This is a genomic window from Pedobacter rhodius, from assembly GCF_027213645.1.
Lineage (GTDB): Bacteria > Bacteroidota > Bacteroidia > Sphingobacteriales > Sphingobacteriaceae > Pedobacter > Pedobacter rhodius.
Genome location: NZ_JAPWGL010000005.1, coordinates 48,957 through 69,509 on the forward strand (window position 1 = coordinate 48,957; position 20,553 = coordinate 69,509).

Annotated in this window: 20 protein-coding genes; 7 read left to right on the forward strand and 13 right to left on the reverse strand. The window is 37.3% G+C overall.

Annotated features, from left to right (window positions below):
* Window positions 1-48: 48 nt before the first annotated feature.
* The 5 genes from O0931_RS16870 to O0931_RS16890 all read right to left on the reverse strand — a co-directional run bounded on the left by O0931_RS16870 (window position 49) and on the right by O0931_RS16890 (window position 6,175).
* Window positions 49-1,290 carry a metallophosphoesterase gene (locus O0931_RS16870; RefSeq protein ID WP_269416655.1) on the reverse strand — a complete coding sequence of 414 codons (1,242 nt, stop codon included), beginning with the start codon at window positions 1,288-1,290 and terminating at the stop codon, window positions 49-51.
* 85 nt (window positions 1,291-1,375) lie between these two features.
* A complete protein-coding gene (locus tag O0931_RS16875) occupies window positions 1,376-2,125 on the reverse strand; it encodes an AAA family ATPase (protein WP_269416656.1) in 750 nt (249 codons plus the stop codon).
* 79 nt (window positions 2,126-2,204) lie between these two features.
* Entirely contained in the window at window positions 2,205-3,692 is a 1,488-nt protein-coding gene (locus tag O0931_RS16880; RefSeq protein ID WP_269416657.1) for a magnesium chelatase ATPase subunit I, read from the reverse strand.
* Between the two features lie 77 nt (window positions 3,693-3,769).
* Complete coding sequence (locus O0931_RS16885) at window positions 3,770-4,867, reverse strand: vWA domain-containing protein (RefSeq protein ID WP_269416658.1); 1,098 nt, start codon at window positions 4,865-4,867, stop codon at window positions 3,770-3,772.
* Between the two features lie 426 nt (window positions 4,868-5,293).
* Window positions 5,294-6,175 carry a carbohydrate kinase family protein gene (locus tag O0931_RS16890; protein ID WP_269416659.1) on the reverse strand — a complete coding sequence of 294 codons (882 nt, stop codon included), beginning with the start codon at window positions 6,173-6,175 and terminating at the stop codon, window positions 5,294-5,296.
* 85 nt (window positions 6,176-6,260) lie between these two features.
* On the opposite strand from O0931_RS16890, the gene O0931_RS16895 reads away from it, so the two are divergent.
* Window positions 6,261-6,689 (forward strand): YybH family protein, encoded by a 429-nt coding sequence (locus tag O0931_RS16895; RefSeq protein ID WP_269416660.1) that lies wholly within the window; start codon window positions 6,261-6,263, stop codon window positions 6,687-6,689.
* A 132-nt stretch (window positions 6,690-6,821) separates the two neighbouring features.
* Here O0931_RS16895 and O0931_RS16900 read toward each other — a convergent pair whose 3' ends face one another.
* The 8 genes from O0931_RS16900 to O0931_RS16935 all read right to left on the reverse strand — a co-directional run bounded on the left by O0931_RS16900 (window position 6,822) and on the right by O0931_RS16935 (window position 13,516).
* The gene (locus O0931_RS16900; protein ID WP_269416661.1) at window positions 6,822-7,436 is read right to left on the reverse strand and encodes a sugar O-acetyltransferase; all 615 of its coding nucleotides are present in this window, start codon (window positions 7,434-7,436) and stop codon (window positions 6,822-6,824) included.
* A 235-nt stretch (window positions 7,437-7,671) separates the two neighbouring features.
* The gene (locus O0931_RS16905; RefSeq protein ID WP_269416662.1) at window positions 7,672-8,550 is read right to left on the reverse strand and encodes a cupin-like domain-containing protein; all 879 of its coding nucleotides are present in this window, start codon (window positions 8,548-8,550) and stop codon (window positions 7,672-7,674) included.
* Window positions 8,551-8,704: 154 nt separating this feature from the next.
* Window positions 8,705-9,496 (reverse strand): DUF3050 domain-containing protein, encoded by a 792-nt coding sequence (locus O0931_RS16910; RefSeq protein ID WP_269416663.1) that lies wholly within the window; start codon window positions 9,494-9,496, stop codon window positions 8,705-8,707.
* 210 nt (window positions 9,497-9,706) lie between these two features.
* Window positions 9,707-10,258, reverse strand: coding sequence for a fasciclin domain-containing protein (locus O0931_RS16915; RefSeq protein ID WP_269416664.1), 552 nt, complete (start codon window positions 10,256-10,258; stop codon window positions 9,707-9,709).
* A 310-nt stretch (window positions 10,259-10,568) separates the two neighbouring features.
* Window positions 10,569-11,351 carry an SDR family oxidoreductase gene (locus O0931_RS16920; protein ID WP_269416665.1) on the reverse strand — a complete coding sequence of 261 codons (783 nt, stop codon included), beginning with the start codon at window positions 11,349-11,351 and terminating at the stop codon, window positions 10,569-10,571.
* A gap of 14 nt (window positions 11,352-11,365) precedes the next feature.
* Window positions 11,366-12,493, reverse strand: coding sequence for a radical SAM family heme chaperone HemW (hemW, locus tag O0931_RS16925; protein ID WP_269416921.1), 1,128 nt, complete (start codon window positions 12,491-12,493; stop codon window positions 11,366-11,368).
* A gap of 326 nt (window positions 12,494-12,819) precedes the next feature.
* The gene (locus tag O0931_RS16930; protein WP_269416666.1) at window positions 12,820-13,197 is read right to left on the reverse strand and encodes a helix-turn-helix domain-containing protein; all 378 of its coding nucleotides are present in this window, start codon (window positions 13,195-13,197) and stop codon (window positions 12,820-12,822) included.
* Between the two features lie 25 nt (window positions 13,198-13,222).
* On the reverse strand, window positions 13,223-13,516 hold the full coding sequence (locus O0931_RS16935; protein ID WP_269416667.1) for a type II toxin-antitoxin system HigB family toxin: 294 nt from the start codon (window positions 13,514-13,516) through the stop codon (window positions 13,223-13,225).
* Between the two features lie 524 nt (window positions 13,517-14,040).
* Between O0931_RS16935 and O0931_RS16940 the strand changes: the two genes are divergently transcribed.
* The 6 genes from O0931_RS16940 to porN all read left to right on the forward strand — a co-directional run bounded on the left by O0931_RS16940 (window position 14,041) and on the right by porN (window position 20,506).
* On the forward strand, window positions 14,041-14,829 hold the full coding sequence (locus O0931_RS16940) for a DUF4271 domain-containing protein (RefSeq protein ID WP_269416668.1): 789 nt from the start codon (window positions 14,041-14,043) through the stop codon (window positions 14,827-14,829).
* A gap of 13 nt (window positions 14,830-14,842) precedes the next feature.
* Window positions 14,843-15,613, forward strand: a complete 771-nt coding sequence (locus tag O0931_RS16945) for a uroporphyrinogen-III synthase (protein WP_269416669.1) — start codon at window positions 14,843-14,845, stop codon at window positions 15,611-15,613.
* Window positions 15,614-15,832: 219 nt separating this feature from the next.
* A complete protein-coding gene (gene porK, locus O0931_RS16950) occupies window positions 15,833-17,161 on the forward strand; it encodes a T9SS ring complex lipoprotein PorK/GldK (RefSeq protein ID WP_269416670.1) in 1,329 nt (442 codons plus the stop codon).
* 45 nt (window positions 17,162-17,206) lie between these two features.
* A complete protein-coding gene (gene porL, locus O0931_RS16955) occupies window positions 17,207-18,013 on the forward strand; it encodes a type IX secretion system motor protein PorL/GldL (protein WP_269416671.1) in 807 nt (268 codons plus the stop codon).
* 38 nt (window positions 18,014-18,051) lie between these two features.
* Window positions 18,052-19,584 (forward strand): type IX secretion system motor protein PorM/GldM, encoded by a 1,533-nt coding sequence (gene porM / locus O0931_RS16960; RefSeq protein ID WP_269416672.1) that lies wholly within the window; start codon window positions 18,052-18,054, stop codon window positions 19,582-19,584.
* Window positions 19,585-19,591: 7 nt separating this feature from the next.
* Window positions 19,592-20,506, forward strand: a complete 915-nt coding sequence (gene porN / locus O0931_RS16965) for a type IX secretion system ring subunit PorN/GldN (RefSeq protein WP_269416673.1) — start codon at window positions 19,592-19,594, stop codon at window positions 20,504-20,506.
* Window positions 20,507-20,553 lie beyond the last annotated feature (47 nt).

Here is a 20,553-nt window from a genome sequence, read left to right on the forward strand (position 1 = left end):
GCCTAAGAATCTTTTTTAAGCATGTCGAAAAGCTCAATGTGATAATATCTAAGCCCTCTTCAAATTAAAAATCGTTATCTCTGGTAAAACCCCAACCCTTCCCGGATAACCTAAGAAACCATAGCCAACATTAACGTAAAGTTGTTGCTTCTGTTCCTGATATAATCCTGCCCATTCCTTGTAAATGTATTGTACAGGGCTCCATTGGTATTCCTTTAAGCGAACGCCAAACTGCATGCCATGCGTATGACCACTGAACATAGCATCGATTTGCGGGTATTTCTGTAAAACCTCGCCGCGCCAATGTGATGGGTCGTGACTTAAAAGAAGCTTAACAGGTAAATCATCCGTGTTTTGTACAGCCAGTTCCATTTTTCCGTATTTTGGAAAACGGCCCATTCCCCAGTTTTCGATGCCTAGAATGCCGATTTCTTCTCCATCAACTTTCAAGCGGCGGTTTTCGTTCATTAACAAATCGTAACCCATTATTTTATGAACATCGACCATGTCTTTCAGGTTTTTTACTTTGGCTGGAGATGATTCCTTGCCGAAATAATAATCGCCGTAATCATGGTTTCCCAGGGAAGAATAAACGCCTAGTGGAGCCTTCACCTTTGAAAAAATATCCTGGTAATCTCTTACCTCATTTGTTAAGTTGTTCACCAAATCTCCTGTAAAAAAAATAAAATCAGGTTTCTCGCCGAGTAGCATTTCCACACCACCTTTCACAGCCGTTTTGTTGTAGAAACTTCCGGAATGGATGTCGGAAATTTGTCCCATGGTAATGCCATCAAAGGCCTTTGGGAGATTTGGGAGAATTAAGTTCACCCTTCTGACCTGGTAATCATAAGCGCCTGAAATGATTCCCCAGCTTAAAGAAGTTAAGGGGACTGCTGCGGCAACCAGACCTGCTTTTACCAAAAATTCCGAACGGGAAATGGGTGCAGCTTCGATTATTGGCTGGTCTTTTATAATTTCTTTTTTCCTGAAAAGTTTAATGAATAATCTTCGTAAATCATCGAGGATTAAAAACGGCAACATCGCCATTTTACAGGCTACGGTTAAGAAGAAAGCAACTAAAATAATGGCTCTTAAGGTAAGGAAAAGATTAAGATAAATACCGGCAAAAACCCCGATAATTAATAGAATGCTATAGCTCCAATATAAAATCCCGAAGATTTTTTTTGTTCCCGGCTTCCATTTAAAAACAGCCAGAATGGCTCTAAAAAAATAAATATCAAAAGCGGTAATCAGTATGCAGGCAGCGATGATAAAAGGTAGTCTTCCCATATCAATGGAGTGTATTTTAAATTATAAGCTTTGATAATTTGCTTTTACAGTTTACTGTTTAAAGTTGTCAAAGCTAAAAAATCAATTAAATATTTGATATAAATAAATTGTCTAAAATTCGTTTAGGATTATCCAGAAAAGATTTATAAACCCTGTAAATTTCAGATTCCTCATATTTTACTTTGGTTATTTTACCGTCGGCCATTTCGTAAATCGATGCCTTTGGATAGGCTAGTAGAATCGGCGAATGGGTTGTAATGATGAACTGGGCATTTTTATCAACCAAACTACCAATTTTTGATAGCATTGCAATTTGTTTTGTAGCTGAAAATGCTGACTCTGGCTCATCTAAAATATAAACGCCATTACCATTAAACCGATTCATAAACAGCGACCAGAAAGACTGACCATGGGATTGTTCGTGTAAAGAGACGCCACCATAGGCATTAATTATTTTGGGGCCTGCTTTTAACTCTTCGTCAAGTTTGTCAATTTCGCTTGCAACATTATAAAAACTTTCACCACGTAAGAAAAAACCATCTTTAGGTTTTCTGAAACTTTTTGTTATCGTCAAATAATTATGCAATTCTGAATGTGTCGCCCTGCTGGTAAAATTGAAGTTTTTACTTCCCCCCTCCGCGTTAAAGCCGAGACTTACCGCAATTGCTTCAATTAAAGTAGATTTTCCAACGCCGTTTTCACCCGTAAAAAATGTAACATTCGGATGAAAGGCTAATTCCGGAAATGATTTTAAGCATGGAATATTAAATGGATAGTCATCAGGAAGATTCCCCTGGCTTAATCTTAATGATAAAAGATACCCATTAAACTCCATTAATTATTGTCATTTGTAATTAAAGCTTTGACAAATTTCTTTCGCATTTGGTGATAAATTTGTCAAAGCTAAAAATATTCTACCTGAAGTCGTCTTCATCTTCTTCCCCATCAAATTCAGCATTAAATAAACTGCCAAACATATCTGAGAATCCGAAACCGCCATTTAAATAGTTTTTGCTCAATTGAGAATATTCTGCCAAACCATGCAAAACAAATTCCATTAAAAGTAAAGTTTGATTTTCACTTAATTTAGGGTGGAATTTCTTCACCGTATCGTATAGGTTTGGTACCAGCATCAAAGCTTTTTTATACTGGGCATTAGTTAGCAAATCGGTAACATCAACATTATTTCCCTCGGTAAACCATTCAGTAATTTCGGTGTAAGGGTTTGCCGTTTTTGTTTTCTTGGCTTTTTCGGGGTCAGGAAAATAACGGGCAAACAAAGTTTTAACCGCCTTGCCGATTAAAGTTGTGGCTACATGAGCCGGTCCTTCCAGTTCGCCCTCATAAACCAATTCTATTTTACCGGTTATCGCAGGTATAATCCCGGCCAAATCTGATAAACGAACGACAGTATTTTTTTCTCCGGAAATTAACATTCTACGTTCAGCGGTACTGATTAAGTTTTCGTATGCTGAAATGGTTAACCTTGCCGAAACACCAGATTTCTGGTCTATATATTCACTTTTGCGGGCTTCGAAAGCAATTTGTTCTACCAAATCTTTTACCAGGCCATCGGCCTCGATATTCGCTTTCTGTTCTTCTGTAAGCTTAGCTTCCTGAAAAGTAATTTTGCGGGAAATTTCAATGCTTTTCGGATAATGAGTTAAAATCTGGCTTTCAATTCTATCTTTTAATGGTGTAACAATGCTGCCCCGATTGGTATAATCTTCAGGGTTTGCGGTGAACACAAACTGAATATCTAAAGGCAAACGCAGCTTAAAGCCACGAATTTGAATGTCTTTTTCCTGCAGCATGTTAAATAAGGCCACTTGAATACGGGCTTGTAAATCGGGCAATTCATTAATGACGAAAATACTGCGGTGTGCACGCGGAATTAGCCCGAAGTGAATTACACGCTCATCATTATAAGTTAACTTTAAGGTGGCCGCTTTAATCGGGTCAACATCGCCAATCAAATCGGCAACGGTAACATCAGGTGTAGCCAGTTTTTCAGTGTAACGTTCGTTGCGGTGTAACCAGGCAATTTCAGTAGCATCACCTTTGGTGGCAATTTCGTTTTTTGCATACCACGAAATCGGGTTTAACGGGTCGTCGAAAATTTCGCTGCCGGCAACATAAGGCGCATATTCATCCAGTAGGTTTACCATTAAACGGGCGATACGCGTTTTCGCCTGGCCGCGTAAACCCAGAAGTAAAATATTGTGACGGGAAAGAATTGCTGTCTGCAATTCCGGAATTACCGTTTCGTCGTAACCAATAATGCCTTCGAATTCTGTTTTTTTATCTCTGAGAACCTTAATCAGATTTTCTCTAAGCTCTTCTTTAACCGACCTTGATTTATATCCTGTGGTTTTTAACTCTCCTAATGTAGTGTTTTGCATCTCTTAGTTTAAGTGTGTAACGTTAATTCAGTTTAAACTTTAAGCAGTTTTAATTTTTCTGCTTTGGTCTTCCAGCTTTATTTAACTGTTTTTCTTCTATTCTTAATATAATCTTCAAAAATATACTCGCCCAATCCGTTTAGCGAACTGTAAAAAGCCCTTCCACCGTTAATTTCGGTAAATTGACGAACAAATTGCTGCAAATAAGGGTCTTTGGCAATCATAAACGTCGTGATTGGAATTTTTAATCGCTTACATTGGGCGGCCATGTTCAAGGTTTTGTTTATCACCTTTCTATCCAAACCCATACTGTTTTTATAATACTTACCGTTTTCTTTCAAACAGGTTGGTTTCCCATCCGTAATCATGAAAATCTGTTTATTATGCGTTTTCCTGCGCCGGAGTAAATCTGTGGCCAATTCCAAACCTGCGAAAGTGTTGGTATGGTACGGACCAACCTGCAGATAGGGTAAATCTTTAACGGTAATTGGCCAGGCATCGTTCCCAAAAACCACGATATCCAAAGTATCTTTCGGGTATTTCGTTTTAATCAGTTCAGCTAAAGCCATGGCTACTTTTTTGGCCGGCGTAATTCTGTCTTCGCCATATAAAATCATCGAATGGGAAATATCAATCATCAGCACCGTAGAAGTTAAAGTTTTAAAATCCTTTTCCTCTACTTCCAAATCTCTGTCAGTTAACGTAAAATCGCCGATTCCATGGTTTATTTGAGCATTCTGTATGGATGCCGTCATATCGATTTGGTCTAAACTATCACCAAAGCTATACTCCCGCCTATCGGCATTTTTTTCTTCGCCAATGCCCGATTTATTGCTGTTGTGATTACCCCGGCCTGATTTTTTTAGTTTGCCGAAAATTTCATCCAGCGCCGATTTACGAATCGTTTGCTCGGTTTTGGCTGTAATTTTAAATTCGCCCGATTGGTTGTCTTCAGTCAGGTAACCTTTATCTTTCAGGTCATCGATAAAATTTCCGATGCCGTAATCATTATTGGTTAATTTGTATTGTTTATCGAGTTCGTTAAGCCAGCTTAAAGCCTCCGCTGCATCGCCGGCCGTATAATTCAGCAATTCGCTAAATAATTTTAACAACTCCTCAAACCCGCCTTTTGGCGTGTCGCCAGGCTTATAATCAGAAAAACGAAAACCTCTCATGTAGTTATATTAACGGAATATTAAAGGTAAAAGTTTCGATTTGGATTAATTTAAGCGTGGTGTCATAATTTGGGCGCAAGCTGAAAGACTAAAGCAGAAAGACAAAAGCGAAACTGCAAAGTGCCAATTGAAAACTGCCAGTGATTCTGGCGTTACCCAAGCTACGCAAGGGTCGGGCTTTTCAGAGCTCCGCCTTCGCAACGGTACCGATGAAAAATCGGTACTAAACCTTTACCTGCCTAGCGCAGGCAGGCAATTCCTAACGCAAAACCCATACCGCTAAGTTGCGAGGAAGTATGACAAAACAATCTATCTTGCAAAAAGATTGCTTCGTTGGCTGAAAAAGCCGCCTCGCAATGACGCTGATCGTAAAGGTTTTTAGTGAAAACCTGTGTTCTGTAGCAAAAAATATCTGTGAATCTGTGGCTAACCTAGCGCCATATGGTAAATCTTCTTATTATATTCCGGATTCGCACCCGACTGGGAAGCCACGAAAGCACCAACTTTACAGGCGTTATCTAAAGCGGTTTCCATAGGGTAGCCTTGCAGATAACCAGCGATAAAAGTAGCCAAGAATGCATCGCCTGCGCCAACTGTATCCACAACCTGAACTTTATAACCCGCATGTTTAAATAATTTTCCGTCTTTTAAAACGCAAGCACCTTTATCGCCCAGCGTTAGGCAAATAATTTCGATGTTGAAACGTGCAGACAATTGTTTCAGGATTTGTTCATCAGTATTTCCGGTTAAGTCGAAAGTATTGCGAACCCAAACAATTTCGTCTTCATTAATTTTTAAGACATCAGCATGTGCTAAAAGTTCCGCTAGTAATTCTTTCTCGTAAAAAGGCGGACGTAAATTGATATCGAAGATTTTTGTTTTGGCATTTTCTAAAAGCGATAAAATTGTTTTCCTCGATTTTTCCTCACGGCAAGTTAAGCTGCAATAAACCAGGGCATCAGCTTGTTTAACAGCTTCAATATTTTTATCATCGAGTTGAATGTCATCCCAGGCTACAGGTTGTTTAATGGTATAGGTCGCCTGATGGTTTTCGTCTAAATGAACAACCACCGTGCTGGTGGGTAATGCCGGGTTAACCTGGATTAAATCAGCAGAGAAATGATTTGAAGCTAAGAAATCCAATAGTTCTTTTCCATTATTATCATCGCCGATAGCACTAATAAAACCACTTTCCACACTTTGTTTATGGAGATTCAGCGCAACATTCATACTTGAACCGCCCGCCTTTTTTTCTTCAGGAAAAACATCCCAAAGTATTTCGCCTATGGTGATAACTTTATTTTGCATATCGTTAGATTGAAATGTAAAGAAACAATTTTTATGCATGGAACGAAATAATTTGTTTTATATCTTTACAACAAGACCTGGAATTATGAAAAGAATGATACTGATTGCGTTGATGCTGGTTTCACTTGGAACCTTTGCTCAAACCTCAAAAGATAAGCAAGCGATATTAAATGTGCTCGAAAATCAACGCCTTAACTGGAATAAGGGCGATATTGATGCCTTTATGAAAGGTTACATAAAAAGTGATAGTTTACTTTTTGTGGGTAAAAGCGGACCAACATATGGATGGCAGAAAACTTTGGACAACTATAAGAAGAATTATCCTGGCGGTAAAACAGGAATGGGCTTTTTAACTTTTGGAATTAAGAAAGTCGATTTCTTAAATAAAGACGTGGCCTTTGTTTTGGGTAGCTGGCACTTAAAACGTGAGAAAGATGAACCTCAGGGCTATTTTACCCTGCTTTTCAAAAAGCTTAACGGCGAATGGAAAATTTTTGTTGACCACTCGAGCTAAGAAAATGTAAGATGGAGGCAGGAGGATGGGAAAGGAGAATTTTTGCGCAAAATGCAAATTCAAAGATTTAGCTTCGCTGCGCACTTCGTGCTTTTCCGCTTCGGTCGGAATGACGACTTATTTATTCAAGGGCTATTCACCCAACTTAAAATCCTTATAATAGAAATCTTTATCCTCATCGGTAATTGACCGGATTACCCTGCAAGGGTTTCCTGCCGCGAAAACATTATCAGGAATATCCCTTGTAACAATACTGCCCGAGCCAATAACCACGTTGGAACCAATTTTTACGCCTGGGTTTATTACCACGTTTCCACCAATCCAAACACTATTGCCAATGGTAATTTCCTGCGCCCATTCATGTTCCTGGTCGCGCAGGTGTGCATGTATCGGGTGGCCTGCAGTATAAATCGCTACGTTTGGCGCAATGAAAACACTATTGCCAATACTGACTTTGGCGCAATCTAAAATCACAAGGTTAAAGTTTGCATAAAAGTTATTTCCAATTTCGATATTGTAGCCATAATCACATCTGAAAGGTGGCTCTATGTAAAACATCTTTTCTGTTTTACCAAATAACCTTTTTAATAACTCTTTACGCTGCTTAATAAATTTCGGCGCAAGATTATTAAACTCATAAACAATTTCCCGTGCTTTTAATCTTTCTTTAGCTAATTCTGAATCACCCGCCTGATAAGCTTTACCGGCAAGCATTTTTTGTTTTTCGGTAAGTATATTGGTTTCCATTAGAGTTCTGATATCAGCGAATTTAAAAAAGATTATACAATTTCTGTCATTCTGAACGTAGTGAAGAATCCTTTACCTATTAGCATAATTTGATTATTTCACTGTCTTTGATTCTAAAAATTTAACTTTCAATTCTCATCGCCTAGAGATTCTTCGTGCCTCAGAAGGACAAAGTTGTTTAAGAAAACGATATAAAAACGGGGCTATCGAAATTCGACGCCCCGCTGAAGTATTATTAAGGTCTGCCTTTTGCTAAGGCTTTTTCTGCAATTTTAACTGCTTTCTTCTCTCGCCAGTTTGCGTACTTTTCTTTGAAAGTCATTTTGATTAAACTGTCGATAGCGCCATGGGTAAATAAACTCCAAACACTGGCTACTTTACGGGTAATGGATTGGTCCCAGGCACGTAAACTTAAAGAAAAAGAACCATCCAGGTATTTCATCCAATGCCACATTCCTGTTGGCATAAATAAAGTATCGCCATGTTCTAAGAAAACTTCATAGCCTTCAACACCGTTTAATGCCGGGAATTTTTTGAAATCGGGATTGGCAACGTCATAATCTTCCAAAGCGTACGTGGCATTTGGTAAACAATATAACCTGTCTTTCCATTTATTATCGAAAAGAATAATGTGTTTTCTTCCTCCGAAATGGGTGTGAAAGATATGAGGTAAATCAATATCGTAATGTAAGAAAGTTACCGAGTTAGAACCGCCAAAAAACATTGCAGGCATACTTTCAATAAAACCCCCCATTAAATCCTTAGGGATTTTTACGTCGTTAATTAAACTTGGAACTTTCTTAAACAAGTTGAAGAAAAATATTCTTAATTCTGTTGGTTCGCGCTTGATTAAATCAAGGTAGTCTCCAAATTTCATGTGTGCTGTAGCAGCATTAATTGGTTTTGACGGATCTGCTTTAGAGTTATCGTATAAAGGAACCTCTAAATTTCCGCCAATTTCTTTAAGGTATTCGGTGGTCCATTTTTCTCTCGCGGGCCAGTCTTTAGTTAAGCCTCTGATCACTAATGGTTTTTTGGTTTTCAAATAATTTTTCTTGAAATCTTCGGGCGTGATATGCTCGACGATATCTACAGGTTTTAATATGAAACTCATGTGTTAAATCGGTTATTTGTTGCCGAACAACAAATGTGTAAATTTTATTTTACAAATCAGATAGTTCAAAAGAAATGTGACGTAAATTACTTAATCTGGAGTTTGCATTCAGTTAACATCAGATCGTTTTTTAAACACGCATTCATCGGTCTGATTAAACTTCTGCTAAAACTTTTCTGTTTATGATTTTAGTATAAGCTGCATCCCATAAATCAATGCGTTTTTGGAGTGCCTGCTTAGTTGTTTCTTCAGCTTCAGCCCAAAATAGTTCATCTTTTTCGCAAAGTTTCTCTGTCATCGATAATGCAAGGTGGCTATGGTGATCGCCGTCTACTTCGATGTGGCGTTCCAGGTAATATTTGAAGATGGAAACTTTATCAGGTTGCGTACTGTTCAAATCGTTAACCATGCTAAAGAACATATTTGGAATTAAATCTTCCCGTCCGAAAGTAAAACTCGCAGCCTGTAAATGTGTTTTGCCACTGTTGATGGTCTCGAAAGTAGAATTCACGAAATCTCTTGCCTGTTGCGGAACCTGTGCCAACTCAAAAGCCATATCGAAATCACGTCCTTTCTGTAAGGAAAGCAGGAAGTTATTAATAGGCTCCACATCGGCGCCGCATTGTACCATTGCATCTAAATATAATTCGAAATGGCTTTTAATATCGCCATTTGCATCAATATCACTTTCTTCTCCGGCTACAATTTCATTAATTAATTGTCTGGTAACGGCATCGCCTACCGGGAACCAGGGCAATGTGGTGCAGGTTAAATTGATTTGCAAGGCTTTAAGCAGCGACATAAAATCCCAAACAGCATATATATGGTGTTCCATGAAAATCTGGAGATCCTCCAGCGCACTGATGGATGAATAAACCTTATGGTTGATAATCTGTTGCCTTAACGGCTCAATATTTTCTTTGATTTTTATAATGTTGGGATGCATCTTTATTATGTTATTGAATAAGACTCGCTCTCACGGAGTATTCATATTTGTTTATCGCAGGCAAAATTAAGCACTTCATCTCATCAATTAGTTGGAAATCAAAAACCTGAAAAATAACTGACATAAGATCAAATAATCGATTAACGTTAAAAACAAAAAAAACGCTTCCGACCAGCAGAAACGTTTTATTAATTATAGGGATGTGAAATATTATTTCGGCATTAATACTGTATCAATAACATGGATAACGCCATTTTTTTGGTTAACATCAGCAATAGTTACCGTACTCATTCCGCCTTTTGCATCTGTTAACATTAATTTTTTGCCCATCATATGTGCAGTCAGTTTTTCGCCCTGAACGGTTGTCAGTTCAGCTTTACCGCCACCAGCTTTAATTGCTTTTGCAATTGCTTTGCTATCCATTTTACCGGCAACAACATGGTAAGTTAAGATTTTTGTAAGCGTAGCTTTGTTTTCTGGTTTAACTAAAGTTTCAACTGTTCCTGCAGGCAATTTATCGAAAGCAGCATTAGTTGGTGCAAAAACCGTAAACGGACCAGCACTCTTTAAGGTTTCTACTAAACCAGCAGCTTTAACTGCAGCTACAAGTATAGTGTGGTCTTTAGAGTTTACTGCATTATCAACAATGTCTTTAGTTGCATACATGGCTGCACCACCCACCATTGGATTTTTTTGAGCATAAACTTGTGTTGTAATTGCCATTGTGAAAACAGCAAATGCAGATAAGATTAATTTTTTCATTATTTCTAATTTTTAAGTTTTGTTATTTGCTTTCATTTACGTTAGCTAACAGCAGCTTGGTTTTTTAGAAATTGAATTTTAATGTAATTTATTAATAATCAGTATTTTAAAATTATTTTGAAAGGTTGCTGAAGAAGTTCGTCGGATAAATCAGTCTGTATTTCCGTTACCTGCTGGCCGCAGGTAGCAATCCGAAATAGAGAATCGGGCGGTACCGCTTCAATAATGATTAGATAAATTAAGCAATGTATCCAATAACTATTTTACTGGCAACAAAGTAATTGTAGGGTTAAGTAAAATGAAATCGCAGTTAAGTAACTTTCGCTTCCCTGACTTTTTTTGAGAATATTTTAGGGAAAAAGCGCTTCAACAGCACGGCTTTAGTTTCTTTACCACCAATGTAAACCTCTTCTTTTTTTGCAGCAACTGCTTTAACAATTTCTGTTGCACAATCCTTTGCCGTCATGCCGTTGGCTTGCGCATCATCCATTGTTCCCTGACTATTACCGCTTGCCGTTAGTGCATTTACAGAAACATTCGTTTTTATAAAGCCAGGACAAACAATGGTAATATCGATTTTTTTATCATAAACTTCCGAACGCAGCGAATCGAAATAGCCATGCAAAGCATGTTTAGATGCAGCATATGCCGAACGTAATTTTGTTCCGAATTTCCCCACTAAGCTGCTTACTACAACAATTTGTCCGCCGCCATTTTTTATCATCAAAGGTAAAACAGCTTTGCTTAAAACTACGGTTCCCCAAAAATTGGTATCCATAATTTGCTGCTCCGTTTTCAGTTCAGTGTTTAAAGCCAATCCCCGCTGGCTAACACCGCCGCTGTTGATCAATAAGTCGATTTTTCCAAAGATTTTAATTGCCTCTTCAGCTTTATTCTGAAGTGTTACCGTGTCGCTTAAATCGAAAGGCAAAACATGAACGTTAAACGAATTCTGGCAATTCCCTTTCACCCGAAACAGCTCATCACGATTTCGTGCGGAGATAATTAACTTATCTCCAGTTTTAAAATATTCATAAACCAAAGCTTCTCCAATACCTGAAGATGCACCTGTAATCCATACAATTTTCGACATATATTCTTAAATCATTATGCTATTATAAACAGTTCTGATGCGATATGATCAGCAAAAAGCTTTCCATTCAGGCTTAGCTTAATGTTATCCCCGTTAATAACCAACCAGTCTTTATTTTCAAAACTGCGGAGGTTGTATTTAGTTTCTTCGAAGAAGTCTTTCCCGAAATCTGTTTTTATTTTCTGTAAATCCGTTCCCCACATGGTTCTGAGTGATGTCATCATGTATTCATTAAAACGATCATTCAAACTCAATTCTTCGACAATTTCAGGCAGTTTATTACTTTCCAGTTGTTCAATGTAAAGCGCATTGTTAGCAGGGTTCATGTAGCGGTTTTGTCCATCAAAGCCATGTGCCGACGGACCAATGCCAATGTAATTTATCCCTTTCCAATAGTTTGTATTATGTACCGCATAACAACCTGGTTTAGCGAAATTTGAAATTTCATAATGCTCGAAACCAGCTTCGATTAACTTATCCATTAATATCACAAATTGAGCTGCACTTTGGTTATCGTTAACAGGGCTTTGCTTTTTATTTTTAATTGCGTGGGCTAAAGCCGTTCTCGGCTCAACTGTTAAGGCATAAGCTGAAATATGTGGTACTTGTAAGTCGATTGCTTTGTGAATGTTGCTCAGCCATTTTGTATCCGTAAGCAAGGGATAGCCATAAATTAAATCTAAGGTCAGGTTTTCAAATCCGGCATCCTGACTTCTCTTAATACAATCTTCTGCCTCTTCGGCATTGTGCGCTCTGTTCATCCAAATCAAATCCTCGTTAAAGAAAGATTGAATGCCCACGCTGAAACGGTTAACAGGTAGCTGCTTTAATTCTTTTAATTTCTGTGTTGTTAAATCATCCGGATTGGTTTCAATTGTGATTTCAGCATTTGCATCAACAGAAAATGTGTGATTTATCGCATCAAAAATCTTTTGTAAAGCTGCCTGAGATAGTATAGAGGGTGTTCCACCGCCCAGGTATATTGAACCAACCTGACCGGAAATTCTATCTTTTTTCATTTTGATTTCCTTGCAAATGGCTTCAACCATTTCATCGGCATACTTTAGCGATGTGCTGAAGTGAAAATCGCAATAATGACAAGCCTTTTTACAAAAAGGAATATGGATGTAGATGCCGGACACGACACAAAGATACGGCATATTCTGAATGCTTTTATTTTGCTTAAGTAAACAATGGTTCATCGGTTACTTTCGCATTCTTGAAGTTCTGATATTAATTTGTACCAAATGTACTTAAACAATACTTCTGAACGTTGGATTTCAATTTGAGGTACTAGCTATTGATAATTTTAGAAGAAATAATTTGCTTTCTTTTTTATGTACCAACAGCTGATTTTCTATCTTTAATCCTATCCAATATCTTCAGATGAACTATTTTATTGAAGCCTTCTTTTGATTCCGAACAATTTTACTTAAGTATTTAGAATTTATAACAGGAAATTTTCTGATTATACTAGAGCATATTCCTGAATGAGCATATCCGTAGGGATGCGTAAAATAGCGCTGAACTGCCTAATCATCGTAATTGATAAAGCACGTTTATAATTTAATACTTTACTCAAATTACCTTTATTACCATATTCCTTGGCTAAATCAGATGGTTTTAATCCGAATTCTTCCATTCTGATTTTAATAATTTCAATAGGATCTACAACTGGCAAATCCCATTCCTTGTTTTCATACTCAGAAATAAGATGTACTAAAAGCATTTTTTCCTTATGTTCAGGAGAACCTTTTTGTGCATGCTTTATTTCTTCATAACGAGTAGTGGCAAGTTTGTAGTCTTTCTCACTCTCTAATAAAAACCATTGAGTTACTTTATTCATAATCTTCTATTAACTTAATAACCAATTATATCGTTAATGCATCAACCTTATCATATTCTGCGTGTGTGCCAACAAATCTAATTTCAACTGTCTGATCTATAAAATCTACTTCAACAATTATGCGGTACTCGTTGCCAACAATTTTTAATCTGGCGCGTTGGCTATTTAAAACTTTAGCACTCGGAAAACTTTCAATTATTGCTATCGATGTTTTCCAATAGGCCTTTTCTACAATGCTCTTAAAAACTGATATGCTTTTAATGGCATCAGAATGTTTTCTACTGAAGTCTTGCAGTTTCTTTAAATAAATTATTCTCATGAGGAGAAATTTTAATTTTAATTAAAAGAGAAATAAGCATGATTCAAAAATTTTAGAAATCAATTACTATTGTTTTAAGCAAGCCATATCGCTCAAAAGCTTATTGCAAATATAAGTAAAGTTGTCAAAATGACAATAGTGTTTGACGTAATTATTTTCTCAGATAATCATTGTGGTTTTTAAACAATTAAATCTAATTGAAAGGAGATTTTGAGAACAATATATTTGTTTTGAAGATTGGAGCATCTACAGCATATTCTACAGGTATTTTATTTTCTTTAGGTAAACAATGATTAATCAATTACTTTTGCAAGCTTAAAGTTCTGATGTTGAGCATGCCGAAATTTATTTTCATTTTCTTCGCAATTTTATGCGCTGTAAACTCATTTGCTGCGCAGCAGGTCGCGATTCAAACTGATTCTGCTGCGATAGTAAAGTATCAGTACAAAAGGTACAGACCGGACTCCGCTACACTGGCAAAGCAAAAATTTGTTACCGACTCCATAATCACGCATACCTGGGTTTTGGCGGGTAGTATGCTAAATAAGCATGCTCTGCTGGATAGTGTTGAAAAGGAATACATGTTTCCCATATTAGATTTGTTAGCGTGGCAGAAAAAATATCAGCACTTTAAAAAAAAGGCGAATCCATATCAACTGGGTCGTTCAATTCCTAAAGGTAACGCAGGGTTATTAGGCTTTATTTTTATTATGTTGGTCGTTTTTGCAATCTTAAAGAATGCTTTTTCAAAACAACTTTTTGCAATTATCCAATCTTTCTTTAGTAACCGTATTTTAAATAATATCAATAAAGAAGATAACCTATTTAGTTCATGGCCGTTCTTGCTTTTATTTATACAATTCGGATTCATTTTAGGAATGTTTTTTTTTCTGGTGGCTCAATATTATGACATGTATCAGGCCAAAGACGGTTTTAAATTCTTTTTTACCATTTCTGTTATTATTATTGTATTTTACGCATTAAAACTAGTTATTTTACGGTTTTTAGGTTTTCTTTTTAATATACAAAAGCCTGTTAATGAGTATATTTCTATACTCTATTTAAGTTATTTCAATGCGTCTTTGCTATTCATTCCGTTAGTGGTTGCATTCGCCCTGTCGCCACTTAAATATGGTACTGTTTATATAGGATTGGCAGTCCTCGTGCTGATTATCATTTTCACATTTCAGTTACTAAGAGCGGGTATTACTATTCTTTCTAATAATAAGTTTTCGAAAATGCATTTAATTTTGTACTTTTGCGCCCTCGAAATATGTCCTATCTTGATACTAATTAAAACGATAGGCTTGTAGCAGAAAAAGGAAAATGCAAGAAAAGAACGACTCTAGAATCCGTAAAGTAAAAAGTATTTTGGTTACTTTACCGAAACCTGAAACAGAAAAGTCTCCCTATTACGATTTAGCTAAAAAGCATAACCTTAAAGTAGACTTCAGATCATTCATTCATGTTGAAGGTGTGCCTGCTAGGGATTTCAGAAAGGATAAAATTAACCTTGCTGATTTTACAGCTGTTATTTTTACCAGCAGAAATGCAGCTGATCATTTCTTCAGAATTTGTGAGGAAATGCGTTATGATGTTCCTGCCGATTTAAAGTATTTCTGTCTTTCAGAAACGATAGCTTTGTATCTTCAAAAATATATTCAATATCGTAAACGTAAAATTTTCTTTGGTAAACAAACTGCAGCCGATTTAGCTGAAGTTTTAAAGAAACACGCTAACGAAAAATTTTTATATCCTTGTTCTGATGTAGCAACTGAAGATACAATGAAATTTCTGGAAAAAAGCGGCTATGATTTTACGCCTGCTGTATTGTTCAGAACCGTTGTAAGTGATTTATCAGATCTTGCTGAAGTTTTTTACGACGTAATCGCTTTCTTTAGTCCTTCAAGTATTCAATCTTTATTTAAAAATTTTCCTGACTTCAAACAAAATAATACCAGAATTGCAGCGTTTGGAGTTAATACAAGTAAAGCGGTAACGGATATGGGCTTAATTGTCGATATCGCGGCACCAACTCCCGGCGTACCTTCAATGACGATGGCCATTGAGAATTACGTTAAAATATCCAATAAATAAGGAATCCTCTAAATTTATTTCAGAAATACAATAAATCTTAACTTTTTGAGTTATACCAAAATGTTGCTTTATTGTAACGAAAATATTAGGTAAATAAGATGAAAAAAGGCATCCTTATGCCTTAATAATATAGTTTCGTGTAAAATTTTTGATTTTGTTGATTATTTAACTCATTTTTGATAGAATTGCTAACTGTGTTTTATACACTATAAAGAATATATGAAGAAAATCTACTTTCTAGCTATAATGGCTGTTTCTGTATTACTTGCTAGCTGCGGTCGTGGGGGCCAGGGTGAGTTAGTTGGCGCTTACAACCGAAAATTTAGAAATCAGCAAATACCATTGGGTATGATTTATGTTCCGCCCGGGCATACACCACTCGGCGGGTCAGATGAAGATATTACGTTTTCTCAATCCGGACCAAGCCGAATGACTACAATTCCGGCCTTTTTCATGGATCAGACTGAAATATCGAACGCAAAATACCGTCAGTTTACCAAATGGGTACGCGATTCCATAGCGATCGTTATGATGGGCTATCCTCAGCAATATATGGTAACCAAAAAAGGTGCTGCCGCAAACGGACTAGGAGGGGAAAAATACATTGACTGGAAAAAAGTAGGGAATGGTTCAGGAATCTGGAGTGGTAAAGGTAAAGGCGCAGCAGCGGCCAACAGGAGCCAGTTAGATAATATGTATTATTCGGGTTTAGATGCTTTGCCGGGTAAAAAAGAAATTGATGTGCGTAAATTGGAATATGTTTATGGTATCTTAAACTTTGATAAAGCAGCTTTGGGCCATAAAGATCCAAACAGCAAACGTCAGGATTATATCGATCGTTATACTGTTGCCGTTTATCCGGATACAATGGTTTGGAAAACGGATTATTCTTATTCTCAGAATGATCCCATGGTTAGAGGCTATTTTAATCACCCTTCATATGATGATTATCCAGTAGTAGGTGTAAGCTGGGAACAAACTCAAGCTTTCTCACACTGGCGCACGCAGCTTTATCAAGGCGTTGCTTCGTCCAGAAAGATGCCTGCCAACGCCCGTGCAGATTACCGGTTACCTTCTGAATCTGAATTTGAATATGCTGCAAGAGGCGGTAATACTAAAACAAAATATCCATGGGGCGGCCCATACATCAGAAATACAAAGGGATGCTTACAGGCAAACTTTAAGCCAGGGCGTGGCGATTATTCCAGCGATGGCGGTATTTATACTGTAAATGTTCATTCGTATTTCCCTAACGATTACGGCCTATACAATATGGCCGGTAATGTTGCTGAATGGACTCAAACTGCTTACAATAAATCTGCCGCACCACTTTTACACGATTTAAGTCCGAATTTTACCTATGTAGCGGGTAAGGACGACAGTAAATACTTAAAACGTAAAGTGGTTAAAGGCGGTTCTTGGAAAGATACAGGCTACTTTCTTCAAAATGCAGTATCTACTTACGAGTATCAGGACCAACAAAGATCTTATATCGGTTTCAGATGCGTATCATCATTATATGGTACGGATTTAAGAAACAAAAACTAAATCAAACCAAACAAACGAAAACTAAAAAGAAAACATCAAAATTTTATGGCAGCAAAGAAACAACCAGGCTGGTTACACGTAGCGATTTCATGGGGAGCAAGTATTGTAATTATTGGGGCATTATTTAAAATTCTGCACATTGGAGGGATTTTAGGTAACTATATGATAGGTATCGGCCTTGGAGTTGAATCTGTTTTATTCTTTTTAACCGGATTTTTTCCACCAGAGCCAGAACCAGCTTGGGAAAGGGTTTATCCTGAATTAAGAGCAGATTTTAACGGTGAATTACCAACAGCAACGACACGTCCTGTGGCTTCAGTCGCTGCACCTACCTCCGCAGCTTTAGATAAGATGCTTGCCGACGCTAAAGTAGGACCTGAATTAATTGAAAGTTTGGGTAATGGATTACGCACTTTTGGTGACAAAGTAGCTTCTATTTCTAATGTGGCAGATGCATCTTTGGCTACTAATGAATTTACAGGTAAGGTAAAAACGGCTTCTGCAGGTTTTGATAACTTAAGTGCATCTTTTGAAAAAGCAACCGCTAACTTAAAAGCGATGGGCGAGAGCAATGTCGATTCTCAGGCTTATCATGATCAGGTAAATAATTTGGCTAAAAATCTTTCTGCTTTAAATGCGGTTTATGAGTTAGAATTGCAGGATTCAAGCGCACATTTAAAATCGATGAACAAATTTTATTCAAACCTTTCACTGACCATGCAAAACTTTAACGAATCGATGGAAGATTCGAAACAGTTTAAAGAAGAAGTGAATAAGCTGGCTAAAAACTTATCATCGCTGAATGCGATTTATGGTAATATGCTTTCGGCTATGAACAGCCCACGCGTTTAATTTATAGTTTTTAATTTAAATAGAAAGCTACATAAAAAATGGCAGGCGGAAAAGAAACAACAAGGCAGCGGATGATCAATATCATGTATTTGGTATTGTTGGCTATGCTTGCTTTAAATGTATCAGATACAATATTAGATGCATTCAAAAATATCAACGATAGTTTGGATACATCCAAAAATAATGTTAATACCAGTATAGAACAGCTTTTTTCTTCTTTCGAAAATTCAAAGCTCAAAGAAGAACCGGCGAGGGCAAAGCCTATTTATGATAAAGCTAAGCAGGCAAAGGCAGCGGCGGATGAACTGAACAATTATATAGACGGTATAAAAAAACAATTTACAACTGCCGGCGATGGAATAAATCCGGAGACAGGCGATTTGGTTAACCGGGATAATCAGGATATTTCTCCAAACATCATGATTAACCAAAAAGAAGGCGCCAAGCTGAAGGAAAAAATTAACGCTACCCGAGAAAAACTAATTTCGCTGCTCGATCCTCAGGACAGAGCAGGTGTAACGTTTTCTCTTGAAGCTAAAGACCCTGCCAGAAAAAGAAAGGGAAATTGGGAAGAGACACTTTTTGGTGAAGGTACGCCGCTTACGGCTGCAATGACCATTTTGACCAAATTGCAAACCGATACAAAAAATGCTGAGGCGGAAGTGGTTAAGAAATTATTCGGAAATATGGACAAGGCTGTGGTTAACATCGACAGATTTGCGGCAGTTGCTGTAGCGCCTACCTCTTACGTAATTCAGGGTCAGCCCTATACCGCTGAAGTATTTTTAACCGCCAGTGATTCCAGATCAAATCCTGATATTGCTGTGGGTGGAAGTAAATTATCCGTTAAAGATGGCAAAGGTACCTATACCGGAAGTACAGGAAGTGTTGGTGTATTTAAATGGGTAGGAACAGTTCGGGTACGTCAAACCGACGGACAGATTAAAGAATATAGAACTCCTGAACAAACGTACCAGGTTGCTAAACCATCTGCTACAGTTTCATCAACTAAAATGAATGTAATTTATGCAGGTATACCTAATCCATTTGCCGTTTCAGCAGCAGGTTTTCCATTAGAAAGTGTTAAGGCTTCTATTTCTGCAGGCAGCATGTCTGGCGGTAATGGAAACTACATGGTGAATGTTTCAGGTGGCCAGGTAGGCTCTGACGTTTCAATCAGCGTAAGTGCCAGTAATGCAGGTAAAACGGTTAACCTTGGCGTTCAGAAATTCCGGGTGAAAGCAATTCCTGCGCCGATTGCAAAAGTTGGCGGTAGAATCGGTGGCGATGTTTCATCTGTACAATTAAAAAGTGAAACAGAAATAGAAGCCGATTTGGATGATTTCCCTTTTGATGTTAGCTTCAAAATATTGAGGTACAAGCTAACCGTTATCAAACCCCGTTCTGAAGCAGTTACAATTGCAGGTAGCGGCGGTAGTTTTTCTGGTGCTGTAAGGAGTGCGATGAATGCGATTACACCTGGTTCAAAAGTATTTTTTGATGATATCGTTTCTCAGGGACCAGATGGACGTCAAAAGATTCTGCCTTCGGTTTCGTTCAATGTTAAATAAAAGAAAGATGAAAAGGATTTTAAGCATTGCTGTTTTAGTTTTATCAACCGGATTTGTGTTTGCACAAACGCCTCTTAAAAAGAAGGCTGCAACAACTCAGGGAGGAAGGGTTATAACGAATACAGTTGTTTCGACTGACACGACTAAGAAAGTTACGGCAAAGAAAAAATTAAAAGTACCGCCTAAAGATGGTTTTTATGCCCGCAAGGATATAGATAGCACGGTGATGGTTCCTTTTGCTGATGTGCGTGAAGAAGATGTATTTTATGCAAAACGTATCTGGCGTGAAATCGATTTACGTGATACTGTTAATTCTGTTTTGAAATCTCCGAAATCCAGACTTATTGATGTACTGATCTCATCCATAAAATCAGAAGAATTAACTGCATATGCACCTATCGATAGTGCTTTAAATGAAGATGATACGTTCCAAACACCACTCAGTGCAGATTCTGCAGCAAAAGGTGCATTAGGAACATCAGAGGTTTCTAATAATAAAACAGGAACGGTTACTACTGTAGTAAACGATTTCAATCCGGAAGCTTTTTTAAAATACCGTATTAAAGAAGACTGGATTTTTGATACCAAACGTTCTATTTTTGAACCACGTATTGTTGGAATTGCGCCATTAAAATACAATGAAATATCAAAAGTATGGCAGCCGGTTTTCTGGGTTAGCTATGATGAGTTAAGGCCTATTATTGCGCACAAAAAATTAATGAATACAAATAATGATGCATCTACTTTAAGCTTCGACGATTTTTTCGTCCGCCGCTTATTTAGCAGTTATATTGTAAAAGAATCAAATCCTGGAGATAATAAATTAAGAGATATTATTAGCGATCCGAGAGAAAGATTACTGGAATCGGAAAGAATTAAAAAATCAGTTCTTGATTACGAACAAGGACTTTGGGAATACTAATAAAAAAGGGATGTTTTACATCCCTTTTTTATTGAATTAAATAGCTA

What these genes read in the sequence shown, in the direction of transcription:
- porL (WP_269416671.1), top strand. Translation starts at nt 17,207, where the DNA reads ATGGCAGCAAAGAAACAACCAGGCTGGTTACACGTAGCGATTTCATGG.
- O0931_RS16945 (WP_269416669.1), top strand. Translation starts at nt 14,843, where the DNA reads ATGCAAGAAAAGAACGACTCTAGAATCCGTAAAGTAAAAAGTATTTTG.
- O0931_RS16885 (WP_269416658.1), bottom strand. Translation starts at nt 4,867, where the DNA reads ATGAGAGGTTTTCGTTTTTCTGATTATAAGCCTGGCGACACGCCAAAA.
- O0931_RS16910 (WP_269416663.1), bottom strand. Translation starts at nt 9,496, where the DNA reads ATGCATCCCAACATTATAAAAATCAAAGAAAATATTGAGCCGTTAAGG.
- O0931_RS16880 (WP_269416657.1), bottom strand. Translation starts at nt 3,692, where the DNA reads ATGCAAAACACTACATTAGGAGAGTTAAAAACCACAGGATATAAATCA.
- porK (WP_269416670.1), top strand. Translation starts at nt 15,833, where the DNA reads ATGAAGAAAATCTACTTTCTAGCTATAATGGCTGTTTCTGTATTACTT.
- O0931_RS16875 (WP_269416656.1), bottom strand. Translation starts at nt 2,125, where the DNA reads ATGGAGTTTAATGGGTATCTTTTATCATTAAGATTAAGCCAGGGGAAT.
- porM (WP_269416672.1), top strand. Translation starts at nt 18,052, where the DNA reads ATGGCAGGCGGAAAAGAAACAACAAGGCAGCGGATGATCAATATCATG.
- O0931_RS16935 (WP_269416667.1), bottom strand. Translation starts at nt 13,516, where the DNA reads ATGAGAATAATTTATTTAAAGAAACTGCAAGACTTCAGTAGAAAACAT.
- O0931_RS16900 (WP_269416661.1), bottom strand. Translation starts at nt 7,436, where the DNA reads ATGGAAACCAATATACTTACCGAAAAACAAAAAATGCTTGCCGGTAAA.
- O0931_RS16920 (WP_269416665.1), bottom strand. Translation starts at nt 11,351, where the DNA reads ATGTCGAAAATTGTATGGATTACAGGTGCATCTTCAGGTATTGGAGAA.
- O0931_RS16870 (WP_269416655.1), bottom strand. Translation starts at nt 1,290, where the DNA reads ATGGGAAGACTACCTTTTATCATCGCTGCCTGCATACTGATTACCGCT.
- O0931_RS16905 (WP_269416662.1), bottom strand. Translation starts at nt 8,550, where the DNA reads ATGAGTTTCATATTAAAACCTGTAGATATCGTCGAGCATATCACGCCC.
- O0931_RS16930 (WP_269416666.1), bottom strand. Translation starts at nt 13,197, where the DNA reads ATGAATAAAGTAACTCAATGGTTTTTATTAGAGAGTGAGAAAGACTAC.
- porN (WP_269416673.1), top strand. Translation starts at nt 19,592, where the DNA reads ATGAAAAGGATTTTAAGCATTGCTGTTTTAGTTTTATCAACCGGATTT.
- O0931_RS16915 (WP_269416664.1), bottom strand. Translation starts at nt 10,258, where the DNA reads ATGAAAAAATTAATCTTATCTGCATTTGCTGTTTTCACAATGGCAATT.
- O0931_RS16890 (WP_269416659.1), bottom strand. Translation starts at nt 6,175, where the DNA reads ATGCAAAATAAAGTTATCACCATAGGCGAAATACTTTGGGATGTTTTT.
- O0931_RS16895 (WP_269416660.1), top strand. Translation starts at nt 6,261, where the DNA reads ATGAAAAGAATGATACTGATTGCGTTGATGCTGGTTTCACTTGGAACC.